Genomic DNA, 24,755 nt, shown 5'->3' on the forward strand with positions numbered 1-24,755 from the left:
AACAACACGACCTGGTTTGATCGTATTGTTCGGCTGCTGGGGTGGATCAGTTCAGCGGATCAGTTCCAGTCGCCCAGACCGTCACCGGCGCTGAGGGTTCCGCCCTGGGTGTTCGACACGATCACCGCGTCGCCCCGGTGCGAGTTCTCCAGGAACCACTTGGCGTTCTCGGTGCTCACGTTGAGGCAGCCGTGGCTGGCGTTGGAGTAGCCCTGCTGGCCGACCGACCACGGCGCGGCGTGCACGAAGATGCCGCTGTTGGACAGGCGGGTGGCGTACTCGACCTCGAGCTTGTAGCCCTCGGGATCGGTGACCGGGACGCCGTAGGTGGAGGAGTCCATGGTCATCTTCTCCAGCCGCTCACCCACGATGTAGGTGCCGTTGGGGGTCTCGTGGCCGGTCTTGCCCAGCGAGGTGGGCATTTCCTTGACGACCTCACCGTTGATGGTCACGGTGATCATCTTGGTGTTGTCGTCGACGTAGGAGACCACCGCGTCACCGATGTGGAACGCGCTGGTGGTGCCGCCCGCGACGACGTTGACGTCGGTGTTGGCGGGCCAGAACTCGGCGGGCTTCCAGCGCACCTGCTTGCTGCTGGTCCAGTAGAAGCCCCCGGGCGCGTTGGTGCTCGAGGTGACCTTGATGGCCTTCTCGGCGGCGGCGCGGTCCTCGACCGGCTCCTGGAAGGTGATGATGATGGGCTGCGCCACGCCCACGGTCTCGCCGTCGGCGATATTGATGTTCGGCGGCGCGAACGGCGCCACGGCGGCGGGCTGGTCGACGGTGGGCTGGGTGGAGCCGCTGCCGATGCCCGGGAGCGCGGGCTGCGCCTGCGCGGACACGGTGACCAGCGCGCCGGACACCGCGATCGCCGCCGACAGCAGCAGACCCCGGCGCAGCCAGCGCGATTGCCGCGTATTTGCCTGGAAGTGCATAGGTTTCTCGTCCATTCCATCTCTCGCCGCCGCGACGGGCGCGGCACGAGATCTTCGTGATTGACGCGGAGACCGCAGCGTTGGGTCTCCACGGGGTAACGACGCCCCGACCCTGACCGTCCATTCCTACCCGCCCGAGGTCACCGCGTGCCAGCCGCCGCGGGGAGCGATAACAGCTCGGCAACTATGTGCGGTGGGTCACATAACGCGTTGTTATCCATCGGCTTTCGGTAAACGCCACGCTCACGGCGGTGAGTCGCGCGCGGTGCGCGTCAGCAGGGGTGAAACACATCGGTGTGAGTCTCAAACCTGGCGTGAGCGAGATCACCACGCGGGTGTGAACTGGATCGCCCGATCCGGCGCGCTCGCCAGATTTCGGGGCACCGAGCGTGGCCGCGCTCCGGAGGTCAGGGCCGGGGACAGGCGTAAGCGGACCGTGGTCAGCAGGGTTGCCAGCACGATCCGTAGCTCGTAGTCGGCCAGGCTCGCCCCGATACAGCGCCGGTGGCCGCCGCCGAAGGGCGCGAACGCGAACGGCACGATCGCGCGGTCCAGGAAGCGGTCCGGATGGAACAGGCGTGGGGCTGGCCAGATCGCCGGATGACTGTGCAGCACGCCGACGGCCAGGCCGATGGTCTGGCCCGCCGCCAGGTCACGGCCGCGCCAGCGCCACGGCCCGGTGAGGGTGCGCAGGACGATGGGGACCGGGGGGTGCAGGCGCAGGGTCTCCTGGCAGACGGCGTCGAGCAGGTCGCCACCGTCGAGTGGATCGCGGTCGGCGAGGTCGGCGGTGGTTCTGGCGAGCAGGCCCGGTTCGCGGTGCAGATGGTAGAGCGCCCAGGTCAGCGTGGTGGCGGTGGTCTCGTGACCGGCCACGACGAGGGTGCGTAGCTGTTCGCAGAGTTCGGGATCGGTGAGGGTGGTGCCGTCGGCGTAGCGGGTCGCCAGGAGGAGATCGAGCAGGTCGCCGTCGGCGGGGCCCGCCGCGCGGCGTCGGGCGATATCGGCGAGCAGTAGACGGTCCAGGCGCGCGCGGGCCGCCGCGAATCGGTCCCATGGGCCGACACCGCCCAGGCCACGGCGCAGTGCGGGGGCCACGAGCAGTGGGGTGGTGAACGAGTCGAGGAAGTCGGTGACCGCGTCCGCGTACTCGTGGTCGCGCTGGTCGGCGCTGCCGAACACGGCGGTGAGGATGACGCGGCGAGTGATGGCGCGGGCCAGGGCCAGGGCGTCGATCGGCCCGGAAATGCCAGGTCCGCACGCTGTTTCGAGGGCGTCGACGGTGGTGTCGCGGATGGTCTCACCCAGCACGCGCACCCGGGGGCCGTGCAGCGCGGGCGCCAGCATCGCCCGGTCGACGCGGTGCCGCTCGCCGGAGCTGAGGATCAGCGAGGCGGCCCCGACCATCGGCTCGATCGGATTCGGTCGCGGCGGCGTGACCAGCGGAATCGGCGCCCGGAACAGTTCGCGCGCGCCCTCGGGCGTCCCGGTGAACAGCACCGGCGGAAATCCGGGGAAGCCGACCGCGAACGGGTCACCGGTGGCGGCCCGCCGCCGCAGGTAGCCCTCGAAATCGCGACCGGCGGCCAGCGCGTGCAGCAGCGCCCACCGGGGCCGAGTAGTGCGCTGCGCGGTCATATCACCAGGTACGAGGCGCGCGGCCCGCCGGTTCACTCGCGCGACCGCGGCCCGGACTCCCGTGTCCGGCCCGGCCGCCGCACTGCCCGAGGGTGCCGGTGCCGCGCTGCGACGGTCCGCACGCCGATTCGCGCGCCCGCCAGCCCGGTCACCTCGGGCAGCCCGGTCACCTCGGCGGACGCGCGTCGCCGCGCCGGACTGTGCTCGGTCGATGGTCGCGCGGTCACCCAGCCCGCAGTTTGTGCACGGTCCCCTGGGCGATGGCGGCGAGTTTGGCCAGGCGGGCGTCGCCGAGGGCGGTGACGGCGTTGCCTAGGCGGTTGGTGACGAAGGCGATGGACATGCGCAGGTCGGGGTCGGCGTAGGCGCCGGAGCCGCCGATGCCGTAGTGGCCGAAGGCGTGGCGGGGTTGCTGCTTGGTCATCAGGACCGGGCGGTGGTAGCCGAGGGTGAAGCGCAGGGGCAGGCCGAGGACGTAGTCGCGGCTGTCGGTGTGCTGGGTGCGGTTGATCGTGTCGATGGTCTCGGCCCGGAGGAACTGGACCGGGGTGTCGCCGTCGTAGACCACGCCCCCATTGGCCAGCGCGCCGTACATCCTGGCCAGGGCGCGCGCGGTGAACACGCCGTTCCAGCCGGGCATCACCGCGTCGTGCACGCGCGGGTCGCGCACCAACTCGTCGAAACTCTCCGGCATTCCGGCCTCGGCCAGCCCGCGTACCGGTCGCACCCACGACAGCACCGACGACGCGGTGTTCCAGCGGATCCCCGGCGGCGCCAGGTGCGGGAAGATCTTCGCGATCCGGTGGCGCTGGTCGGCGGGCACCTGGAACCAGAACTCCTCGGTCCCCAGCGGCTGGGCCACCTCGCGCCGCAGGACCTCGGTGAACGGTTCCCCGGTGACGCGCCGCACGATCTCGGCGACCAACCAGCCGAAGGTGATCGCGTGATAGCCCGAGGCGCGGATGCGGCGTGGGTCGGCGGGGCTCTCGGCCAGGGCCGTCACCACCGCGTCGTAGTCGAGAATGCCCTCGCGACCGGGCACCAGCCCGCGCACCCGGTGCAGTCCGGCGCGGTGCGAGAGCACATCGCGCACGGTGATCTCGGCCTTGCCGTGCGCGGCGAACTCCGGCCAGTACTCGGCGACCGGCGCTTCGTAGTCGGCGAGTCCGCGCTCGGCGAGCCGGTGCAGCACGGTCGCGGCCACGCCCTTGCCGGTGGAGAAACCGAGGGCGACGTTCTCGCCGTCCCACCGCTGGTCCTTGGCCGCCCAGCCCGCCCACACATCGACAACGGGCTGGCCGTCCAGATACAGGGCCAGCGCCGCGCCACCCCTGCTGGGCTGGGGAAACATGCCGAAGAAGTGGTCGGCCAGCCGCACGAAACGGGGATCGACGAGCATCTGCCGTGGGGCGGCGAGCGAGCGAGGTTCGGGACGAACTGCCACCATCTCCGACGCACCTCCTGATGAAGGGTCGGCCCGGGAGGCCGGAAATCCAAGGGTAGCCCAGCGACCGGCCATCGAGATGGAGTCGACGCAGGTGGCTCCGGTGGTGTATTCACAATGGGTGTTTGCAGATCTGCCCATCGGCCGGTTCGTCGGCGCGGTCGCCATCGCGGTGACGGCGTTCGTCGCGACCGGGTGCGGTGGCACCATCGACGGTCACGCGCAGCCCGCGATCGATGTCGTCCCCGCGACCAGTGGCGCCCCCACGACCACCACCAAGGCGGGCAAGCCGACCACGAGCAAACCGGCCCCGAGCTCGAGCCGCGGCGGCACCACCGATTTCGACGCCGAGATCGGTGACTGCGTGGCGCTGGGCGGCACCGTCGACGACGCGACCATCGACAAGGCCTCCTGCGGCAGCCGCGCGTCGAACTACAAGGTCATCGGCAAGGCCAAGACCAGCAGCGGCTGCGTGAGCGACCGCGACAACTTCTACGCCGAGACCCTCAACGGCGTCGAGACCGGCGCGCTGTGCCTCGACATCGACTGGGTGGTCGGCGGCTGCATGGACGTGGGCGGCGACGAGCCCTCGCGGATCGAGTGCACCGAGTCCGGTTCCGAGCCGGTCAAGGTCATCACCATCCAGAACAACTCCGACAGCGTCGACGACTGCCCCGACGCCGCCGACTCGGGCTTCAAGTACGCCGAGCGCCGCATCGTGGTCTGCGTGCAGAGCCTGTAGCTCGTCAGGGGTTAGCGTGGAGAGGTGCCCGCGACCCGCACGGTTCGGCTGAACTCGGCGACCGGCCGGTGGATTCTGCTCGCCACCGTGCTGGGCTCGTCGATGGCCTCGCTGGACGCCACCGTCGTCTCGGTGGCGCTGCCACGCATCGGCGAATCCCTGCACACCGACGTGGCGGGCCTGCAGTGGACCGTCAACGGCTACACCCTCACCCTGGCCTCGTTCATCCTGCTCGGCGGCTCGCTCGGTGACCGGCTCGGGCGTCGTCGGGTGTTCGTCTGGGGCATCGTCGGATTCGCCCTCACCTCGCTGCTGTGCGCGGCGGCGGTGAACATCGAGATGCTGGTCGCCGCGCGATTGCTCCAGGGCGTGGCGGGCGCGCTGCTCACCCCGGGCAGCCTCGCGCTGATCTCGGCCTCGATCGACGAACAGGACCAGGGCAGCGCGATCGGCCTGTGGTCCGGGTTCAGCGGGGTGGCGGGCGCGTTCGGTCCGCTGCTGGGTGGCGGGCTGATCGACCTGGTCGGCTGGCGGGCGATCTTCCTGCTCAATGTGCCGCTGGCGGTGGTCGTCGCCCTGGTGGCGACCCGGTGGGTGCCGGAGAGCCGCGATCCGGAGGCGACCGCGCGGCTGGATGTGCCGGGCGCGGTGATCGTGGCGGTCGGGCTCGGCGCGCTCACCATGGGCCTGATCAACGCCCATCTCCCGCTCGCGCTGGGCGGGGTGGCGGCGCTGCTGGTGTTCGTGGTGGTCGAGCTGCGCAGCCCGAATCCACTGGTCCCGCCCGTGCTGTTCCGCTCGCGGGTGTTCACCGCGGCCAATCTGGTGACGCTGGTCGTCTACGCGGCGCTCGGCGGCGTCTTCTTCCTGCTGGTGCTGCAATTGCAGCTGGTCTCGGGCTATTCGCCGATGGCCTCGGGCGCCGCGAGTCTGCCGGTGACGGTGCTGATGCTGGTGCTCTCGGCCCCGGCCGGGCGCTGGGCGCAGCGGCACGGTCCGCGCCTGCCGATGACGCTGGGTCCGCTGCTGGCCGCCGCCGGGGTGTTCGCGCTGCAACGCGTGGGGCCCGACGCGCACTATCTCACCGACGTGCTGCCGGGAGTGTTCGTCTTCGGGCTCGGCCTGTCGGTGCTGGTCGCGCCGCTGACCGGGGCGGTACTGGCCGCGGTGCGGGTGGGCGAGGCGGGGATCGCCTCGGGGGTGAACAACGCCGTCGCGCGCACCGCCCAGCTCCTGGCCGTGGCCGCGCTGCCCGGTCTGGCCGGGATCTCGGGCGCCTTCGACGATCCGGTGGCCTTCGGCGCGGGCTTCGACACCGCGATGCGCTGGTGCGCGCTGTTATTGCTGGTCGGGGCGGTGATCGCGGGTGTCGGCCTGCGGGTTCCGCGCCAGGCACCCGCCCCCGACCGCGTCGATTGTCTGCCGCACTGCGCCGGGGCCGACGGTCCGGCCCTGGCCCCCACCACCGCGAACTGACAGCCCCGCGAAACACGTCGGCCGACGCCACGACTCCGCAGCGCCGACCGTTCATGAATAACCACCACGGTTCGCGGCCCGTCTCGCGTCCGAGGGGCGAGACGTAACGGCGAAGCCGGAGTATCGCCCCTCGGACGCGAGACCCCGGTGGGCCGCGAACCCCGCGGCGCCAGCCGCCGATTACACAGGCTGGTATCCCGAGCCTTGCGCCCCGCGCGCGTTCATGTCGTTCATGATCGCGTTCATGTTGGTGCCGACCTCCGGGCCGAAGCAGGCCACCGCCAGGTAGGCGTTCACCATCCCGACCAGCGTCGATCCGATCACCACCGGTGCGCCGGAATCGCCTTCCACCACGCACATCTGCGACCAGGTCTCCATGTTCGTCTGGAAGACGTCACCCCAGGCGATGCCGCAGGTGTTGCCGGTGGTCCGGCCTTCCTTACAGACGATGTTGGGGAACTGGGCCGGGGCGCCGACGCCGGTGATGGTGACGTTGCCGATCCGGTTGACCGGCACGATCCGGCCCGGCGTGAACTCGATGACCGCGTAGTCGAGGTCGGCGTTGCTGTAGACGAAGCGCCCGATCTCGCCGTAGCCGGGATCGACCTCGGCGGCGACCGAGGCGCCCGCGTCGCCGCAGTGGCCCGCCGTGAGGCCGACGAGTCTGCCCGCGCCGTCGTGTCCGACCGTCGTGAGGGTGCATTGGAACGCGTTGTCGATGACGATGCCGGACCCACCGCCTAGCACCGGGGGTCCGGCTTGGGCCTGGGAAGCGCCCGCGCCGGTGCCGATCAGCGCGGCACCGAGGGCGACGGCGAAGGCGGCGTTGGCCACCTTGGCGAGTTTGCTGAACATGTCCCTCCAGACGTCGGAAGCCCGCACGATATCAATTCGATCTGGCTATCGTGCCTGTATTACGTCCCGGGCGCGCCCCATCGATGCGCCGGTCGGCACACTCTCCGCGAACTGAGTGTGGTTGCTGCTTACCAGGACGCACGCGCCGACACTCCGCGATAGCGAATGTCTATCGAAATTGTGATCAACCGTCCATTTCGAGGCGGCCTCGTGATTGGTTCCGGTATTCCGGCGAGCCGTTCGTTATGAATGACAGTTTTCCGCGATATTTGTTTCGCGCGACCGTCGGTACTGGGAATCCATGTCCGAAACGACATCCGGCGCAATCGAACATGCATTGACAATTGTGGGCTGTATGGTCCGAGATGGCAGGGCTCATAGCGGTTCTGGACAGTGATGTCGATCTATGACTGCGCTCACATGTCGGTGGTGTGTTCTGCGCTACTCCGTAGTAAGGTGCGTCAAGCAAACAAGTCGTCGGGGTGTTGATGACCTGGCGTCGAGAGGGGTATTAGCAGTGCAGTCGACCAAGAGTCCGCCCACACGTTCACGAGTCGGTGAAGCTGTCGACTGGACCAAGGGCCTTTGGGACGACCATCCGAAGAAGTCCCTCGAGACGTTCGGTCGACAGATCACGATGGGTATCGAGGCGATCACGGAGTTGATCGTCGCGATCTTCCGGCGGCGCTTTCCCTTCGACGAGTTCGTCCGCCAGTGCGCGTTCATGGCCAACGTCGCCGCCGCGCCCACCCTGCTCGTCGCCATCCCGATCGCGGTCATCGTGTCGATCCAGGTCGGCGCGGTCGCCGGTCAGGTCGGCGCGACCTCGTTCATCGGCGCGGCCAACGGCTTGGGCATCATCCAGCAGGGCGCACCGCTGGTCACCTCGATCATGATCGCGGGCGCGGTCGGTTCGGCCGTCTGCGCCGACCTCGGCTCGCGCACCATCCGCGAGGAGATCGACGCGATGAAGGTGATGGGCGTCGACCCGCTGCGCAGGCTGGTCGCCCCCCGGCTCGGCGCGGCGATGCTGGTCAGCCTGCTGCTGTGTGGCTTCGTGGTCTTCGTCGGCTTCATCACCGGCTACATGTTCAACATCTTCGCCCAGGCGGGTACGCCCGGTTCGTACATGAGCACCTTCGCCTCCTTCGCGGTCACCCGCGACCTCGCGGTGGCGCTGCTCAAGTCGGTGATCTTCGGCATCATCGCCGCGATCATCGCCTGCGACTCGGGCCTCAACGCCCGCGGCGGCCCCGGCGGTGTCGCCAACGCGGTGAACTCGGCGGTCGTCAGCTCGATGGTCATGCTGCTCGGCGTCAACGTCGCGATCACGCAGATCTACGCCGCTGTCTTTCCCCCACAGGTGGTCTGAGCCATGTCATCAACCTACGTACCTCCGCTGCTGCGGCCGATACGCCAGCTCAAGGCGGTCGGCAAGGCGCCGATCGACCTGCTCGCCCGCCTCGGCCACCAGGTCTTCTTCTTCCTGCGCTCGGTCGGCTCGATCCCGCTGGCGTTCAAGCAGTACCCCAAGGAGATCTGGCGACTGCTCTCCGACGTCACCTGGGGCAACGGCAACATCGTCGTCGGTGGTGGCACCATCGGCGTCATCCTGATCATCAGCGCCTTCGGCGGCATGACGGTGGCCATCCAGGGCTACACCTCGCTGAACCTGCTCGGTCTGAGCCCGATCACCGGCGCCATCTCGGCCTTCGCCACCACCCGTGAACTCGGTCCGCTGCTCGCGGCGCTGGCCTTCGCGGCCCAGGCGGGCTGTCGATTCACCGCCCAGCTCGGCGCGATGCGCATCTCCGAGGAGATCGACGCGCTCGACTCCATCGCCATCCGCCCGCTGCCCTACCTGGTCAGCACCCGGATGATGGCGGCGGTCATGGCCATCGTGCCGCTGTACTGCATCGGCCTGGCCACCGCGTACCTGGCCTGCTCGGTCACCGTCGGCCTGATCGGCGGCACCGCGCCGGGCACGTACTCGCACTACTTCTACCAGTTCCTGGTACCGACCGACGTGCTGTACTCCCTGCTCAAGGCGATCATCTTCGTCATGATCACGACCTTCATCCAGTGCTACTACGGCTTCTTCGCCTCCGGTGGTCCCGAAGGCGTCGGCGTGGCGGCGGGTCGCGCGATCAAGATGTGCATCATCCTGGTCGTGTTCGCCGACCTGTTCATGACATTGGCGATCTGGGGCGTCGACCCCGGAATCAGAATCTCGGGGTAGCGCGCGATGATCATCGATCCCAGTGGGCGCGGACCCACCATGAAACAGCTCTACATCGCGGGTGCCTGCGGTGTCGTGGTGTTCGCCGTGATCCTCGGCTTCCTGATGGCCCGCTACCAGGGCTATTTCGTGCCGAAGGTCAACGTCGTCGCCAACCTGTCGACCACCGGTGACGGCCTGCCGTCCAAGGCCGACGTGAAGTTCCGCGGCGTGCTCGTCGGCGCCGTCAAGGACGTCGAGATCGCCAACAAGGGCGCCGAGCAGAAGGTGAACATCGAGCTCAAGCCCGAGTTCGCCGGTGACATCCCGAACAACGTCACCGCTCGCGTGGTGCCGAGCAACCTGTTCGCGGTCACCTCGGTGGAGCTGGTCTTCAACGGCCCGTCCAATCAGTACCTGAAAGAGGGCTCGCAGATCCCCGAGGACCGCAGCGAGGGCACCATCGCGCTGCAGGACACGCTCACCACGGTGCGCGACATCCTCGACCAGGTCGACCCGGTGCAGCTGGGTCGGGTGCTCGGCACCCTCACCCAGGCCCTCGACGGCAGTGGCCGCGTGCCCGGCTCGACCATCCAGCGCCTGGACCACTGGCTGACGACCGTCGCCGAAGCGGGCCCGAACCTGGGCGGCATGCTCGACAACTTCTCCGCCTCGGCGCACGCGCTCAACCAGTCGGCGCCGGAGCTGATGGACGTGCTGGGCAGCTCGGTGCAGACCGCCACCACCATCGCCACCAAGCGCGATCAGCTGATCGCCCTGCTGGCCGGTGCGAGCGCGACCACCGACCAGGTCAACGACCTGTTCGCCAGCAACCCCGATGTCGGCAAGGAGGTGACCGTCGGGATGAACGCCACCCTCGGCGCGCTCGCCGACGACCCGGCCTCGATCACCAAGACCTTCCAGGTCTTCGGTCCCTCGCTGGCCGCGCTGAACACCACCATGCACGGTGGTCCGGCCAACCAGATGGTGTGGAACGCCGGTCTGACGTTCACGCCGTACCAGCCCAACACCGTCGCGGACTGCCCGCGCTACGGCGACCTGCTCGGCCCGAGCTGCTTCACCGCGCCCGCCGAGGTCTCGCTGCCGCCGGTGCCGGAGAACCTGCGTCCCCGGGCGCTGGACTCGGCCGCCGGACTGCCGCCGCTGCAGATGATCCCGGGCCTGCCCGACATCCCCGGCCTGACCTCCCCCGGCGCGCCGATGCAGACCGCGCAGGGCACCGAGGTGAAGCCGTTCGCCGGTACGCCGCTCGAGGGTCTGGTGCCCTCGATCCAGATTCCGGGCCTGCCCGGTGTGCTGGGTGGCGCGCCCGCTCCGGCGTCCGCGCCGGACCCGGCTCCCGCGCCGGAACCGGCGACAGTGCCCGCGGGCACGCCGATCTCGTACACCGGCGACGCAGCGATGTCGAAACTGCTGGGACGTGACCCCAACGTCTCGGAGTATCTGCTGCTCGGTCCGATCATGAAGGGCGGAACCCTGCACGTGTCCGACAACGGGGGTGGCGCATGAGTATCCGCAAGCCACTGATCGGGTTCAGTATCTTCGCGCTCGTCTCCCTGCTGGTGACGGTCGTCGTGTGGAACACGCTGGCCCGCACGGTCGACGGCGACACCCGCAAGTACACCGCGATCTTCACCGATGTGCTGGGCCTGCGCCCCGGCGACGACGTCCGCATGGCGGGCGTGCGCGTGGGCAAGGTCGAGAAGATCGAGCTCGACGGCAAGAACGACGCCAAGGTGTCGTTCATCGTGCAGAGCGACCAGCCGGTCTTCGACGACACCAAGGCCCTGGTCCGGTACCAGAACCTGATCGGCCAGCGCTATGTCGCGCTGGCCCCGGGCAAGGAACCGAGCCCGAAGGAACTGCGCAGCGGGGCCACCATCCCGCTCGACCGCACCGAGCCCTCGTTCGACATCTCCGCGCTGCTCAACGGTTTCCAGCCGCTGTTCCAGGCGCTGGAACCGGCCGAGGTCAACGCGATGTCGGAGACGCTGATCCAGGCGCTGCAGGGCGACGGGGTCTCGCTGTCGGCGTTCATCGTGCAGGCCGCGCAGCTGGCCACCGATTTCCAGCGTCGCGACGCGATCCTGTCCGACGTGATCACCAACCTGTCCGGTGTGATGGCCGGGTTGGCCAAGCGAGGGGATGAATTGGAGACCCTGGTTACCCAGACCCGGGCATTGATCGGCGGTCTCTACGACCAGGGCCAGTCGCTGCAGGCGTCCACCGTGACGCTGGCCGACGCGACCACCTCCCTGGTCGGCATGATGAGCAAGATCCAGCCCAAGCTGGCGATGGCGCAGAACTCGACCACCGCCGCGCTGAACCTGCTGCTGACCAACGGCGCCAAGCTCGACCAGGCCGCCATCGACATGCCGTCGATGCTGGCCGACCTCGGCCGGATGACCTCCGAGGGTGCCTTCGCCAACGCGTACCTGTGCAGCCTGGACGTCTCGCTCTACGGCGTGCTCTTCCCGCGCGGCATCTTCAGCCAGATCGGTGGCACCGCGCATTCGGAGGTGTGCCGATGAGCAAGATCAAGGCCACGTTCCTGGGCAACCGCAATTTCTGGCTCGGCGTCATCGGCTCGCTGGTGATCGTGCTGCTGCTGGTCGGATCGACGGTCTACCAGTTCATCGGGCTCGGCAAGCAGACCATCGACGCGGAGTTCGTGCAGGCCGCGGGCATCCGGGTCGGTGACAAGGTCGCCGTGTCCGGTGTGCAGGTCGGCACGGTCTCGGGCGCCAAGATCGAGGGCGATCACGTGGTGGTCAGCCTCGATGTGGACAGCTCGCTGAAGTTCGGTCCCGACGCGCACGCCGCCATCAAGATGGCGACGCTGCTGGGCGCGCGCTACGTCGACCTGCAGCCCGGCGACGGCTCGGGCCTGAAGGACGACGTCATCCCGCGTGCCAACACCGACGTGCCGTACAACATCGCGGACGTGGTGCAGGTCGGCACCCCGAAGTTCGAGGAGCTCGACACCAAGCTGCTGGCGCAGTCGCTCAACACCATCAACTCCCAGCTCGGTGACTCGCCGGAGCTGGTGGCGCAGGCGCTCGACAGCGTCGGCGCGGTGGCCAAGGTGATCGACCAGCGCAAGACCGACGTCGACGGGCTGCTCAAGGACCTCAACCGGGTCACCCAGCTGCTGGCCGACAACCGCAACTCGATCCTGCTGGTGATCACCCAGGGCGAGGCCATCGCCAACCGGGTGATGGAGCGGCAGAACCTGCTGCGTCAGCTGCTCGACAACATCGCGACGCTGACCCGTCAGCTCGAGGAGATCGGTGCCCAGAACGGCAACCAGATCGGTGACACCATCGGCCAGCTCAACACCATGGCCGAGGGCTTGCAGAAGAACAAGGACAACCTCGACCGGCTGCTGCAGATCGGTCAGCCCACAGCGCGCTACTTCAACAACGCGCTGGGTAACGGCAACTACGGCGAGGTCTCGCTGCCGTGGCTGTTCCCCGACAACTGGCTGTGCTTCGTTCAGGTGATCCAGGGGTGCGCAGGATGAAACTGACCAACAAGCTCCGTGGCGCGCGCTCGGTCGCGCGGACCATGATGATCGGCGCCACCGCGCTGGTACTGGGCAGCTGCTCGCTGCTGCCCAGTCAGTTCGACGACGCGCTGGGCCGCTCGACCAAGATCACGGCCGATTTCGAGAACATCGCCGGTATGTACGAGGGCAACGAGATCATGGTCCTCGGCCTGGCGGTGGGCACCGTCGACAAGATCGTGCCCAAGGGCACCTACGTCGAGGTCCACATGACCGTCGACGCCGGGGTCAAGATCCCCAAGGACGCGATCGCGGCGATCATCTCGCCCTCGATCGTGACCGACCGCCACATCGAGATCACCCCGCCCTACACCGGCGGTGACGCCCTGAAGTCCGGTGACCACCTGCCCAAGGCCCGCACCCGCACCCCGGTCGAGCTGGACACGATGATCAAGACCATCGACCAGTTCTCCGCGGCGCTCAAGCCCGAAGAGGGCCAGGAGGGGCTCGGCCCGCTCTCGGGTCGGGTGCTCTACCCGGTGCTCAACGGCAACGGGCAGAAGATCCGCGAGACCCTCGACGCGCTCTCGGGCGCGCTCAAGGTGGGTATCGACAACAAGGACGCCATCTCCAACATCATCATCAAGCTCAACGAGCTGACGACGATGCTGGCCGACAACGACCAGTCGGTGCGCGATTTCAGCGACCGGGTCACGGCGATGTCGGGACTGCTGGCCGAGCAGGCTCCGGGTCTGCAGGCCACGCTGGATCAGCTCAACCAGTTCCTGGCCAACACCTCGGTGGCCTTCTCCGATCACGCCGACGAGCTGTCGTCGTCGCTGACCGGCCTGACCAATGTCAGCAACCAGCTGCGCGCCAACTCCGGCGCGATGGTCGAGATCGTCGACATCGTCCCGCTGCTGATGCAAAACATCGACGGCGCCATGAACAAGGAGAAGGGCTTCGTCCGGCTGCACGGCCTGATCGGCACCGCCCTCTCGGGCGAGATCGTCAGCGTGTTCTGTGAGCGGATCCAGCTGAAGTCCGATGGCTGCCGCACCGGGAACGTCCAGGACTTCGGCCCCGACTACGGGCTCACCGCCGCACTGCTCGGACTGACGAAATGACCCTACGTATGACGACGAAAGCCCGCCGCGCGATGCTCTCGGCGGCCGCGCTGGCCATGGTGGCCATCACCACCGGTTGTGGTTTCACGGTGGAGGATCTGCCGCTGCCCACTCCGGGCGCCGAAGGCGACACCTACACCCTGCACGCGGAGTTCGAGAACGCGCTGAACCTGCCGGACCAGGCCAAGGTGAAGATCGGTGGCTCCGATGTCGGCGTGGTGTCCTCCATCAAGACGAAGAACTTCCAGGCCGTCGTCGACATGGAGATCAGCACCGACATCACGCTGCCCAAGGGCAGTACCGCCGAGCTGCGTCAGGCCACTCCCCTCGGTGACGTCTTCATCGCGCTGAGCGAGCCGAAGACGCCATCGGGCGGCGGCACCCTGGCCGACGGTGACACCCTGACCAGGGATTACACCTCCGCCGGTGCCACCGTCGAAGAGCTGCTCATCTCGGTCTCCATGCTGTTCAACGGCGGCGGCGTCGCCAGTCTGAGCCGCCTGGGCACCGAGCTGGGCTCGATCCTCAACGGTCACGGTGGCGAGCTCGCGCACCTGATCACCGAGATGACCGGCGTGGTCGGCGAACTCAACGCCAACAGCGCCCGCGTCGACACGGTGCTCACCGAGTTCAACTCGCTGGCCAACACCATCGAGGTCAACAAGGGCCAGCTCGGTCAGGTGGCCGACACCCTGCCGCAGGCCATCGGCGCCATCGCCGAGAACAACCGGGCCATCGGCGACCTGCTCACCAAGCTGTCCACCGCCAGCGCGGCGCTGGGCGACTACTCCAACACCACCGGTGACCAGCTCTCCAGCCTGCTCACCAATCTCGACAACCTGATGAACGCACTGGCCGCCTCGGGCGACAGCTTCGGCTACGTCCTCGACCAGCTGCACGCGATCCGCCCCGGCGCGAACGCGACCTTCCAGGGCAAGTCGCTGGCGCCGTACGCGACGCTGACCAACCTCGACATCGGGTTGCTCACCGATCCGGCCAACAGCAAGTTCCCCGATCTGAAAGACGTGAACGATTTCGTCGGCAGCTTCATCCAGGTGCTGCAGATCGTTCAGGGCCGAGTGGGAGGCCACAATTGAGCCAGCTGAAGAAGTTGAAATTCAGCAAGGTCCTGCTGGCCAACGGTGCGCTCGTGCTGGTGCTGCTGGTCGGCGCGACCTACCTGCTGGTCAACGTGATGCGGGTGAACCCGTTGCGCTCGGAGTACGACGTGACGGTCAACCTGGACCGCTCCGGCGGTCTGCAGCCGGGCAACGACGTGACCCTGCGCGGGCACCGCATCGGCAAGGTCGTCTCGATCGAGCTGATCGATCAGGGCCAGTCGATCGCCGCCAAGGCGCAGATCGACAAGAGCTACAAGATCCCGGTCGACACCACCATCCAGGTGGCGGCGCTCTCGGCCGCCGGTGAGCAGTACATCGACTTCCGGCCCAAGAGCGATGTCGGCCCGTTCCTGGCCGACGGCGCGGTGATCCAGTTCAACCCGGACCAGATCAAGACCCCGGTGCCGGTGTGGGCGGTCCTCGACGACACCAGCGCGCTGATCTCGCAGGTCAACCCGGAGCAGTTCAAGACCATCCTCAACGAGCTCGACATCGCGCTCGGGGCCGGTCCGGATCAGCTGCGCGGCCTGATCAACGGTGTCAGCCTGGCCGTGGCCGGGCTCGACAACCTGCTGCCGCAGACGGTGAACCTGATCAAGAACCTGCGGGTGATCGCCGAGACCACCTCGCACGCCCAGCCGGATCTGCAGACGCTGACCCAGAACTCCGGTGCGCTGCTGACCCAGTTCAACAACGCCAACGCCGAACTGCAGGGCATCCTGGACAACGCGCCGGGGCAGTTCGAGGCGCTGGGCGCGGTGCTGGACCAGACCGCCGACCCGATCAGCTCGCTGGCCGCCAACTTCGTCGCCATCACCAAGGCGGCGCAGCTGCGCCAGCCCGCTCTGCGGTTGCTGTTCCCCTCGCTGGCGCTGGGTCTGGAGTCGATCGCGGTCCCGGCCCACGACGGCGAGTTCCACACCATCATCGACATCTGGCCGCGGCCGACGTGTAACTACGACACCGAGTACCGCCGCAACGAAGAGGTCCAGGACGGGTCCATCCCCAGGTGGAACTACTGCACCAACCCGCCCGCCGATCAGCAGATCCGTGGTTCGGCCAACGCGCCGCGCCCGAATGTGCCCAACAACGGCGCGCAGATGCCGCCGGGTGTCGACCCGAACGAGCGGACTCCGCGCCCGGTCAACTGATGAGTTGCTGCCCGGTTCGGACGCCGCGCGACCGGACCGGGCATACTCGCGGGAGAGCGTGTGGCCCGGCTCACGGGCCGCACGAAGGATATCGGTGCGATGTATGTGCCGGGAAAGAGCAGGATTGATTCGATGACCAGCGACGACGCCGAGAGCAAGAAGGACGCTGCCGCGGCGGACAAGCCCGATCTGACCAAGGACGCCCCCACTGTCAAGGGTGCGGCGGCGACTCCCGAGGTCGACCAGGCCACTGTCAAGGCAGAAACCGCGACCGGTGCGAAGGCTGCGGCCCCCGCCCCGAAGACCGGGCCATCGAGCTCGACCGGCTGGATCGCGGCGGGTATCGCGGGCGTGGTCGCCGTCGGAGCGATCACCGCCGGTGTGGTGTTCTTCCTGCAGAACAGCAACAAGGCCGACAAGCTCGACGCCATCGCCGACTCGACGAAGGCGGCCTGCGACTACGGCAACATCCTGGCCAATTACGACTACTCGCAGAACCTCGACGCCTACATCGAGTCGATGAAGGCGGGCGCCACCGGCGACTACCTGAAGGAATTCAGCGACGCCAGCGAGGCGCTCAAGGGCGCGATGGTCCAGGCCCAGGTGAAGTCGCGCGGTGAGGACGTGCAGTGCGCCTACATCTCGGGCAGCACCGAGGACGTCAAGGCGCTGGTCACCATGACCCAGTACCGCACCAACTTCACCCAGCCCGAAGCCGACCGGATGATGTTCGCGATCGAGATGACCCTCGAGCGTTCCGGTGACGGCAAGTGGCTGGTCAGCAAGCTGGATTCGCCGCTGCTCAAGAACAGCAGCGTCCCCGGCGGCGGTGCCACCGCGCCCGGCGCCTCGGGCTCGCAGGCGCCGCAGACGCCCGCTCCGGCCCCCGCGCCCGCGCCCGGCAACTGAGCTGAGTGAAACGCCGACGGCGGCAGAGGAAGGCTCCTCTGCCGCCGTCGGCGTCTTCGTGCGGGTTCACTCCGGTCGCACTCGTCAGAACAGGGTGAGTGCCCCTGGTGTCGCCGGTGCGACCGGCTTCCCTGTGGTGGCCCGCGGTTCGGTGGTCTTGGTGGCCGGAACGGGGTGTTCGCGGCTGTTGGCCGACGCCTCGCGCGCCGCGATCCCGGCCAGCTTGTCGGCCTGCTCGTTGAAGTAGTTGCCCACGTGCCCGCGGACCCAGCGGAAACGCACCGGTCCTTCGCGGGTGGTGATGGCCCGGTCGATCTGCTTGATGATCTCGATGTTCTTCACCGCGCCGCCGGTGGAGGTGCGCCAGCCGTTGCGGCGCCAGCTGGTGATCCATTCCGAGGCGCATTTGATGGCGTAGAGCGAGTCGCTCTCGATGAGCATCGGCTCGTCGCCGGGATGGGCGAGGATGGCTTCGAGTACCGCGCGTAGCTCGGCGATCTGGTTGGTACCGGTGACCGCGCCCCCGCTGGCCGAGGGGCCTTGATGATTCACCCAGGCCCAGCCGATGGCCCCGCCGGGATTACGCAGGCAGGACCCGTCGGTGCTCACGATGATCATGACCGCCACCCTAGGCGATCCGGCCGACAAGATCGGTACCGTGGAATGCCTCTATCTCCCTTCGCAACCGCGACTCCGTGCGGCGCAGTGCCGATTTCGCGGCCGCGTCTACCAGGCCGTGGCACAGGCGGCCGAACACACCGCGTGGTGGTGGATAGTCGGCTTCGGAGGTCAGCACCGACCGTTCGTAGCCGAGTGGGTCGAACCGCAGTGTCACGGTTCCGTATACCCGCCCACGCAGGGTATACCCGATCACCGCGTTGCGTCGGTATTCGGTGATCTCGCAGGTCGCGCGCAGTGGGATCACGCCGAGCAGGCGGACTCTCATGGTGAAGGCGGCGCCGAGACCGCGCGCGGGGGCGCCGTCGGCGGCGATGGCGCGCACGCCGTACATCCAGTGCGGGGCGTGCTGGAAATCCTCGGCGTAGGCGAACGCCGCGTCGACGGGTGCGCCGACGTCGCTCGCGTACCTGATGTGGCCCATCGGCCCTCCCTGATGACGGATGGCGCCAAAAGTACTACAAATCTCCTCTTTATTTGCCGGATTGGCCCTCAGAGCTGATCGACCAGGTACTTCGCGATCGGCATCGCCGAGGTGGCGGCGGGCGACGGCGCGTTGAGCACGTGGATCGAGCGCGGGGTGCGCTCGATCAGGAAGTCGTGCACCAGGGTGCCGTCGCGCAGCACCGCCTGGGCCCGGATGCCCGCGCGGTGCGGGAGCAGATCCTCGACGGTGAGCTCCGGGCAGTACTTGCGGCATTCGGCCAGGTAGCCGCGCTTGAACAGCGAATTGCGCAGTTCCCTGGCACCGGTGCGCAGGTGCGCGCGGGCCACCCGACGCAGCCCGGGGAAACCCAGCGCCTCGCGCGCGTCGCGGGGGTTCACGCTGCCCTTGCGGTAGCCCTCCCTGGACAGGCCGAGCACCGCGTTCGGGCCGACGGTGAGTTCGCCGTCGATGGTCGGGCTCAGGTGCACGCCCAGGAACGGCAGCGCGGGATCGGGCACCGGATAGATCAGTGTGGAGACCAGATCGGCGCGCGCGGCGGGTAGCCGGTAGTACTCGCCGCGGAACGGCACGATCCGGAAATCGGTGCGGATTCCGGCCGTTCGCGCCAACCGATCCGCCTGCAGGCCAGCGCAGACCACCAGTGTGCGCGCGGTGATCGAGCCGGTCGGCCCGGAAACGGTGACGGCCGAATCGGTTTCGCTGATCGCCTCGACCGCCGTGTCGAGCCGGATCTCGCCGCCCAGCTCCCGCACCCGCGCGGCCAGCGCGGCGGTGACGCGGGCGTAGTCGATGATGCCGGTATCGGGCACGAACAGCGCGCTGACCCCGCGCACGTGCGGTTCCCGGCGTTTGAGCTCCGCCGCGTCGACCGCGCGCACCCGCACATCGTTGTCGATCGAGCGCTGATACAGCGCGCGCAGCCGCTCGTCCTCGACGGAATCGGTGGCCACCAGCAGCTTTCCGCACTCGCGGAAGGGGATGTCGTTGGCGGCGGCGAACTCCTTGGTCCAGCGCGCGCCCGCGCGGCACAGCCGGGCCTTCAAACTGCCCGGCGGATAATAGATCCCGGAGTGGATGACGCCGCTGTTGTGCCCGGTCTGGTGCGCGCCGAGGGTGGATTCCTTGTCCACCAGCACCAGGCTCGCGCCGGGGCGGGTGCTCAGCAGGCGGTGCGCGGTCGCCACGCCGACGATGCCGCCGCCGACCACGCAGAAGTCGTAGGTCACACGCCGACGGTAGTCGGGCCCGCCTCGGTCGGCGGGTTGTGCGTCGCGGTCGGATCGCTCTGCGTCGCGGTCGGATCGGTCGCGGGCTGCTCGACGCGCTGCACGCGCAGGGTGTGGGTGCCCAGCGTGGGATCGGTCAGCACGAACACCAGTTCGCCACGGCGGGTGTCGAGTTCGGTGCGCAGGGCGGTGGTGCCGGTCGGATCGGCGGCGATACCCAGGTATTTCGAGGCCGTCACGCCGAGATTGGTGTCGACGGTGAGGGCCACGGTGTCGCGCTGGGCGGGCGCCACCTGGGCGCCGACGTAGGTGCCGCCGACACGGACCCGCCCGGCCAGCGACGACGCGTCCGGCTTGGCGGCGAGTTCGGACTGGTGCACGGCCGCGCGCGTCGCGGTGGGCTCCACGCGGCCGGAGCTGAAGGCCAGCTCGACGGGTTCGTGGGAGCGGCGGGGCGCGGTGTCCTCGGCGAGCACCGGACGGGGGTGCCCGGGGTTCGGGCTCGCGGTCGGGTCGGCCTGATCGCTGGTGGGTGGCGTCAGCTCGGGCATGTGGTTGACGATGTAGGCGCCCGCGGCGACGGTCAGGCAGAGGCTCGCGGCTCCCGCGGCGACGACGGCGCCCAGACGGGCGAGCTGAGCAGGGCGATGTGCGGCCACGATGCGTTTCCTTCCTGTCCCTGTGGGATACCCCTCGATGACGGGCCCGCATCGTTGAAAGCCACGCCTCGATTCCCACGGTACGGGCTGGTTTCCCCGGTTACCCGCTCCGTGTCGTGAGATCAGAGCCACATCTGAAACGCTGACGTATCAATCCTGGTCGCCAGCGGTTTCGGGGCCCTGCCGGGTTTCTCACACCGCGGACCGGGTACTCCACGTAAGCAGGCGAGCGTCATTCGCGACTGCCACGGAGGTCAACCCCCGGCCAACGATGTCCGGGGCAGTCGGCAACGAATGGCGCTCTTGAACGACGCTCGCCTGTTTCTTCGCCGTCAGGCGAATTGGCCCACTTGCCTGCCTTCTCCGGGTGGGCCCGCGAAGGCCTGGGCGATGGTGAGCCAGTGGTCGGCGTCGGGGCCCGTGGTGGTCAGGGTGGTGTCGGCGCGGTGGCGGCGCTGGGTGGTGACCAGGCAGAAGTCCAGGGCGGGGCCGGTGACGCGCTGGGTGGCGTCTTCGGGGCCCCAGGTCCACAGCGAACCGTCGGGGGCGGTCAGTTCTACGCGGAATTCCTCGGTGGGGCCGGATTCGCCGTGGACGGCGTAGGCGAAATTCCTGGTGCGGACGCTGATGTGGGCCACGGTGCGCAGGCGGGCGGTGGGCGTGCGGGTGACGTCGAGGGCGTCGGCCACGTCCTGGCCGTGGGCCCAGGTCTCCATGATGCGCGCCGATATCATCGAGGCGGGGCTCATCGGGGGGCCGAACCAGGGCAGTTTGGTGCCAGCGGGGACGGCGGCGAGGGCGGCGGCGAGCTGGGTGCGGCCGGTCTGCCAGCGCGGGAGCAGTTCGGCGGGCGGCAGCTGGGCGAGTTCCTCGGCGGCCTCGTCGACGAAGGTGAACATCTTGGGGGCGGCCTCGGTGACTAGCGCGGTGAAGCGCTCGGAGTCGGTGGCGGCGATGATCGACACCTCGTCGGTCCAGGCCAGGTGAGCGATCTGGGTGGCGATGTCCCAGCGCGGGGCCGGGGTGGGGGTCTGCCACTGTTCGGCGGTGAGCGGTGCGACCAGGTTCTCCAGGTCGGCGCATTCGGCGGCGAAGTCGTCGAGGAGCGCTGCGAGGTCAGCCATCTGTTCCCTTGCCGGATCATGGCGCGACCGGGCCCGGTGCGCCGTTGCTCCCAGAATCGCAGCGGGGCAGAAAAAAGGCAAGCACGCGTGCTTGTTATTGCGGAGCTACCAGCCGAAGGTCAGCAGGTGGATGGCGCCGACCGCGATGCCGAGCACACCGCCGTGCAGATACAGCAGCCACGCGTCCTGTTCGACGGCCGCGTAGAACATCTCCATGAACTCGCCGGGCGTCAGTTTCTGGAGCTTGCGGTCGGCGAAGGCGTCGATCTTCTTGGCCTGCTCACGCACGAACTTCTCGTCCTCGACCATGCTCGGCGCCAGGCTCAACCCCGCCCCCGCGCCCGCGGTCGCCAGATTGTCGAAGCCCTTGCGGCCGATCGCCGCGCGCACCATGAACGCGGTCGGGCCCAGCTGCTCGTGGATCTCCTCGGCGACCACCCGCTCGATGAGCTGGCGGGTCTTGTCGCCGTTGGGCCCCTCGAGCAGCTCGTTGGACAGGTTCTCCACGGTCAGCACCTGGTAGGCCAGGATGTGCGCGAGGTCGGTGGCGGCCTGCGGCTGCCGCTTGGCCAGCAGCGCCTGGCGCCACAGGTACTTGTAGCGCGGCTGCGGATCGCCCGGCTCGAACACCATCTTGATCGCGATCACGTTCACCGTCACGCCGATCATGGCCGAGGCGAACAGCACGATCACCCAGGCCGGAATGGCCGAGATATACGGGATCTGCGGGTGCACGTGCAGATACAGCGCCAGGATCAGGCCGAAGGGCGCGCCGAGCAGACCGACGCGGGACATGAACTTCAGTTCCGGCGCCGCGATGGTGGTGGTGAGGTCCTTGAGAATGTAGGGGTTCTTCTCCAGGTACCGGATGACGAAGTTCTTCACATCCAGCAGCTGGTCGATATTGTCGCCCAGATTGGCGAACGCGCGGCGGCTCAGCGCGGGCAGCTGCCGGTCGACGCGCTGGTAGACGGCCTGCTTCACCTGCCGGGGCAGCGAGCGCCACAGGTCCGGGTTCTCCCGGTACATGATCTCGTCGACGATCGGCTGCACCTGCGGACGCGCCCGCTCGGCCAGATAGTCACCGATGCCGTCGAGGTCGAGTTCGTGGATGAAATCGCGCGGACTGCCGATGCGCATGAGCGCCTTGTCCACGCAGATGCTGGCCATCTTCTCCGCGCGCGCCGGGATGAAGCCCTGGAAACCGAGCCTGCGGCCGTCGCCGGAGAAGGTCGGCAGCACCTGCACGCGCCGGGGTAGGTACGGGTAGAGCACGTGCAGCATCGGCACCCGGAAGCCCTTGAACTGCACCGGCCAGAACAGCATGAGCACGCCGGTCCAGTTGGTGAGCCAGCCCGCCAGCGCGCTGAAGATCGGGAAACTCACCAGATCGACCACGAATTTCGACTGCCCCGTCAGCTCCTCCCAGTTGATGAAGAGGCCGGAGGCGAGTGTGGTCATCGAGGTGCCCCCTAGTGCTGACGTGCGCAAAACGCGAAGAATCTACAAGAACGTGAGGATAAGCCAATCACATTCCGGGCCGATAGACTGCCTAGTGGTCGAACGAGCGTCACCTTCCCCCCGTCCTCGGTAGTTGGGAGTCGTCGTGAGCACAGTTCCGCAGCAGCACCGCACCCGCCCGGTCGCCGTCATCGGGGCGGGCACCCTCGGTAGACGCATCGCGCTGATGTTCGCCACCAGGGGCGGCACCGTCCGGATCACCGACCCGAACGCCGAGCAGGGCGCGGCCGCGGTCGAGTTCGTCACCGAGCAGCTGCCCACCGTCGCGGCCCAGGTCGCCGACGGGTCTCCCGGGAAGGCGGAGTACGTCGGCGAGCAGAAAGACGCGGTCGCGGGCGCCTGGCTGGTGGTGGAGGCCGTGCCCGAGGTCCTCGACCTGAAGAAGAAGGTCTTCGCCCAGCTCGACACCCAGGCCGACGCCGACGCGATCCTGGCCTCTAATTCCTCCTCCTACGCCAGCCGCCTGTTCACCGAGGGCCTGCCGACGGCCGACCGCATGCTCAACACCCATTTCTATATGCCGCCGCAGTCGACCGCGCTGGACGTGATGTCCAACGGTCAGACCTCCCAGGACATCCTCGACTTCGTGCTGACCATCTTCGGCGAGTACGGCCTGCACCCGTTCCTGTGCCGCGAGGAGAGCACCGGCTTCATCTTCAACCGCATCTGGGCGGCCATCAAACGCGAGGCGCTCGAGGTGGTCTACGAGGGCGTGTCGATCCCCGCCGACGTCGACGCCATGTTCGTGCTGAACTTCGGCACCAAGGCGGGCCCGTTCCGGATGATGGATCAGGTCGGCCTGGATGTGGTGCTCGACATCGAGGAGCACTACCGCAAGGAGAACCCGAATCTGCCCGAGGGCCCGGTGAAACTGCTGCATCAGTATGTCGACGCGGGCAAGCTCGGTCTGAAGACCGGCGAAGGCTTCTACGACGACTACCCGCAGTCGAAGCGGTCCTGATGACGGAACTGTTGGCGCTGGATCTGAAAGCCGGTGTCATCCACGCGGTCTCGCTGGACGGACGCCGCGTGCGCACCGTGGTCGACGGCCTGGACCAGGCGCCCGACGGCATCGTCGTCGACCAGCTGCGTGGCCATATCTATTGGACCAATATGGGCAGACCCGATCCCGGTACCGCACCCGGTATCGAACCGGAGTTCTTCACCCGCAACGGTTCTGTCGAACGCGTCGATCTCGACGGCGGCAATCGTACCGTACTGGTGCCGCCCGGCGCCTTCACCACCGGCAAGCAGCTCACCGCCGATTTCGAAGCGGGCAGGCTGTATTGGTGCGACCGGGAGGGCATGGCGGTACTGAGCTGCGACCTGTCCGGTGGGGACCTGCGTCGGCTGGTCGTGACCGGTGCGGGCGAGGCGGACGCGCGGATCGCCCGCAACTGGTGTGTGGGGATCTGCGTGGATCCCGATCGGCGCCAGGTCTATTGGACCCAGAAGGGTGCCGCGAAGGCGGGGGACGGCCGGATCTTCCGTGCCCCGCTGGACCTGCCGCCCGGCACCGACCCGGCCGCCCGCACCGATATCGAGCTGCTGTGGAGCGACCTACCCGAACCCATCGACCTCGAACTACACGACGGCACCCTGCTGTGGACCGATCGCGGCGCCGAGCCAGCGGGCAACGCGCTCTACCGCGCCGAGGTGCGGCCCGAGCCGGGGCCGCCGTCGATCCTCTCGCGCGGGTATCGCGAGGCGATCGGCCTGGCGGGCTTCGATTCCCGCTTCTTCGTCAGCGATCTGGGCGGTTCGATCCGTGCCGTCGACACCGCCGCGGGCACCGACACCACCCTCGTACGCCTCGGCAGCCCGCTCACCGGCCTGGCCCTGGCCGACCTGCCGTAAGGCGCGCCGGGGCGAGCGCCGCCCTGGCGAGTGTGGCCACTGCCGCGGGGCGCCGATCTGGGCGAATTATCCCCTGCGGGGCCCTGAACTGCGGTGATAC

At 68.3% G+C, this 24,755-nt stretch carries 23 protein-coding genes; 13 read left to right on the forward strand and 10 right to left on the reverse strand.

The genetic code is table 11. The features are described 5' to 3' along the window. Positions 1 to 59 precede the first annotated feature (59 nt). The 3 genes from QC180_RS02845 to QC180_RS02855 form a co-directional block, all read right to left on the reverse strand. Positions 60 to 950, reverse strand: a complete 891-nt coding sequence (locus QC180_RS02845) for a L,D-transpeptidase (RefSeq protein WP_278260959.1) — start codon at positions 948 to 950, stop codon at positions 60 to 62. A gap of 309 nt (positions 951 to 1,259) precedes the next feature. Then, on the reverse strand, positions 1,260 to 2,573 hold the full coding sequence (locus QC180_RS02850; protein WP_278260960.1) for a cytochrome P450: 1,314 nt from the start codon (positions 2,571 to 2,573) through the stop codon (positions 1,260 to 1,262). Positions 2,574 to 2,796: 223 nt separating this feature from the next. Beyond that, complete coding sequence (locus QC180_RS02855) at positions 2,797 to 4,020, reverse strand: serine hydrolase domain-containing protein (protein ID WP_278260961.1); 1,224 nt, start codon at positions 4,018 to 4,020, stop codon at positions 2,797 to 2,799. Positions 4,021 to 4,138: 118 nt separating this feature from the next. Between QC180_RS02855 and lppU the strand changes: the two genes are divergently transcribed. Together lppU and QC180_RS02865 are read left to right on the forward strand one after the other, a co-directional pair. Next, entirely contained in the window at positions 4,139 to 4,759 is a 621-nt protein-coding gene (lppU, locus tag QC180_RS02860) for an LppU family putative lipoprotein (protein WP_278260962.1), read from the forward strand. Positions 4,760 to 4,783: 24 nt separating this feature from the next. After that, on the forward strand, positions 4,784 to 6,235 hold the full coding sequence (locus tag QC180_RS02865; RefSeq protein ID WP_278260963.1) for an MFS transporter: 1,452 nt from the start codon (positions 4,784 to 4,786) through the stop codon (positions 6,233 to 6,235). Between the two features lie 180 nt (positions 6,236 to 6,415). Here QC180_RS02865 and QC180_RS02870 read toward each other — a convergent pair whose 3' ends face one another. Beyond that, the gene (locus tag QC180_RS02870; protein ID WP_278260964.1) at positions 6,416 to 7,090 is read right to left on the reverse strand and encodes a S1 family peptidase; all 675 of its coding nucleotides are present in this window, start codon (positions 7,088 to 7,090) and stop codon (positions 6,416 to 6,418) included. Positions 7,091 to 7,607: 517 nt separating this feature from the next. Between QC180_RS02870 and QC180_RS02875 the strand changes: the two genes are divergently transcribed. The 9 genes from QC180_RS02875 (at position 7,608) to QC180_RS02915 (ending at position 17,142) form a co-directional block, all read left to right on the forward strand. Continuing rightward, positions 7,608 to 8,462, forward strand: coding sequence for an MlaE family ABC transporter permease (locus QC180_RS02875; RefSeq protein ID WP_278260965.1), 855 nt, complete (start codon positions 7,608 to 7,610; stop codon positions 8,460 to 8,462). 3 nt (positions 8,463 to 8,465) lie between these two features. Further along, entirely contained in the window at positions 8,466 to 9,329 is an 864-nt protein-coding gene (locus QC180_RS02880; RefSeq protein ID WP_278260966.1) for an MlaE family ABC transporter permease, read from the forward strand. Positions 9,330 to 9,335: 6 nt separating this feature from the next. Continuing rightward, positions 9,336 to 10,838, forward strand: coding sequence for an MCE family protein (locus tag QC180_RS02885; protein ID WP_278260967.1), 1,503 nt, complete (start codon positions 9,336 to 9,338; stop codon positions 10,836 to 10,838). Then, positions 10,835 to 11,860, forward strand: coding sequence for an MCE family protein (locus QC180_RS02890; RefSeq protein ID WP_278260968.1), 1,026 nt, complete (start codon positions 10,835 to 10,837; stop codon positions 11,858 to 11,860). Before QC180_RS02885 ends, QC180_RS02890 begins: the two co-directional genes overlap by 4 nt. Further along, positions 11,857 to 12,852, forward strand: coding sequence for an MCE family protein (locus tag QC180_RS02895; RefSeq protein WP_278260969.1), 996 nt, complete (start codon positions 11,857 to 11,859; stop codon positions 12,850 to 12,852). The genes QC180_RS02890 and QC180_RS02895 overlap by 4 nt, the downstream gene beginning before the upstream one ends. Then, on the forward strand, positions 12,849 to 13,961 hold the full coding sequence (locus QC180_RS02900; RefSeq protein WP_278260970.1) for an MlaD family protein: 1,113 nt from the start codon (positions 12,849 to 12,851) through the stop codon (positions 13,959 to 13,961). The genes QC180_RS02895 and QC180_RS02900 overlap by 4 nt, the downstream gene beginning before the upstream one ends. An 8-nt stretch (positions 13,962 to 13,969) precedes the next feature. Further along, complete coding sequence (locus QC180_RS02905) at positions 13,970 to 15,058, forward strand: MCE family protein (RefSeq protein WP_278260971.1); 1,089 nt, start codon at positions 13,970 to 13,972, stop codon at positions 15,056 to 15,058. Further along, the gene (locus QC180_RS02910; protein ID WP_278260972.1) at positions 15,055 to 16,233 is read left to right on the forward strand and encodes an MlaD family protein; all 1,179 of its coding nucleotides are present in this window, start codon (positions 15,055 to 15,057) and stop codon (positions 16,231 to 16,233) included. Before QC180_RS02905 ends, QC180_RS02910 begins: the two co-directional genes overlap by 4 nt. A gap of 132 nt (positions 16,234 to 16,365) precedes the next feature. Then, complete coding sequence (locus QC180_RS02915; RefSeq protein WP_278260973.1) at positions 16,366 to 17,142, forward strand: hypothetical protein; 777 nt, start codon at positions 16,366 to 16,368, stop codon at positions 17,140 to 17,142. Positions 17,143 to 17,226: 84 nt separating this feature from the next. Here QC180_RS02915 and QC180_RS02920 read toward each other — a convergent pair whose 3' ends face one another. The 6 genes from QC180_RS02920 to QC180_RS02945 all read right to left on the reverse strand — a co-directional run bounded on the left by QC180_RS02920 (position 17,227) and on the right by QC180_RS02945 (position 22,738). Beyond that, positions 17,227 to 17,760, reverse strand: coding sequence for a ribonuclease H family protein (locus QC180_RS02920; RefSeq protein WP_278260974.1), 534 nt, complete (start codon positions 17,758 to 17,760; stop codon positions 17,227 to 17,229). A gap of 10 nt (positions 17,761 to 17,770) precedes the next feature. Next, complete coding sequence (locus QC180_RS02925) at positions 17,771 to 18,244, reverse strand: SRPBCC family protein (RefSeq protein ID WP_278260975.1); 474 nt, start codon at positions 18,242 to 18,244, stop codon at positions 17,771 to 17,773. Positions 18,245 to 18,312: 68 nt separating this feature from the next. After that, positions 18,313 to 19,494 (reverse strand): L-2-hydroxyglutarate oxidase, encoded by a 1,182-nt coding sequence (gene lhgO, locus QC180_RS02930; protein WP_278260976.1) that lies wholly within the window; start codon positions 19,492 to 19,494, stop codon positions 18,313 to 18,315. Further along, complete coding sequence (locus QC180_RS02935) at positions 19,491 to 20,153, reverse strand: hypothetical protein (RefSeq protein ID WP_278260977.1); 663 nt, start codon at positions 20,151 to 20,153, stop codon at positions 19,491 to 19,493. The genes lhgO and QC180_RS02935 overlap by 4 nt, the downstream gene beginning before the upstream one ends. Before the next feature lie 332 nt (positions 20,154 to 20,485). Then, the gene (locus QC180_RS02940; protein WP_278260978.1) at positions 20,486 to 21,277 is read right to left on the reverse strand and encodes a TIGR03084 family metal-binding protein; all 792 of its coding nucleotides are present in this window, start codon (positions 21,275 to 21,277) and stop codon (positions 20,486 to 20,488) included. Between the two features lie 105 nt (positions 21,278 to 21,382). Further along, entirely contained in the window at positions 21,383 to 22,738 is a 1,356-nt protein-coding gene (locus tag QC180_RS02945; RefSeq protein WP_278260979.1) for a DUF445 domain-containing protein, read from the reverse strand. 145 nt (positions 22,739 to 22,883) lie between these two features. Between QC180_RS02945 and QC180_RS02950 the strand changes: the two genes are divergently transcribed. Next, positions 22,884 to 23,759 (forward strand): 3-hydroxyacyl-CoA dehydrogenase family protein, encoded by an 876-nt coding sequence (locus QC180_RS02950; RefSeq protein WP_278260980.1) that lies wholly within the window; start codon positions 22,884 to 22,886, stop codon positions 23,757 to 23,759. Then, entirely contained in the window at positions 23,759 to 24,655 is an 897-nt protein-coding gene (locus QC180_RS02955) for a hypothetical protein (RefSeq protein ID WP_278260981.1), read from the forward strand. Before QC180_RS02950 ends, QC180_RS02955 begins: the two co-directional genes overlap by 1 nt. Positions 24,656 to 24,755 lie beyond the last annotated feature (100 nt).

The organism is Nocardia anocheti, assembly GCF_029675105.1.
In the GTDB taxonomy this organism is placed as follows: Bacteria; Actinomycetota; Actinomycetes; order Mycobacteriales; family Mycobacteriaceae; genus Nocardia.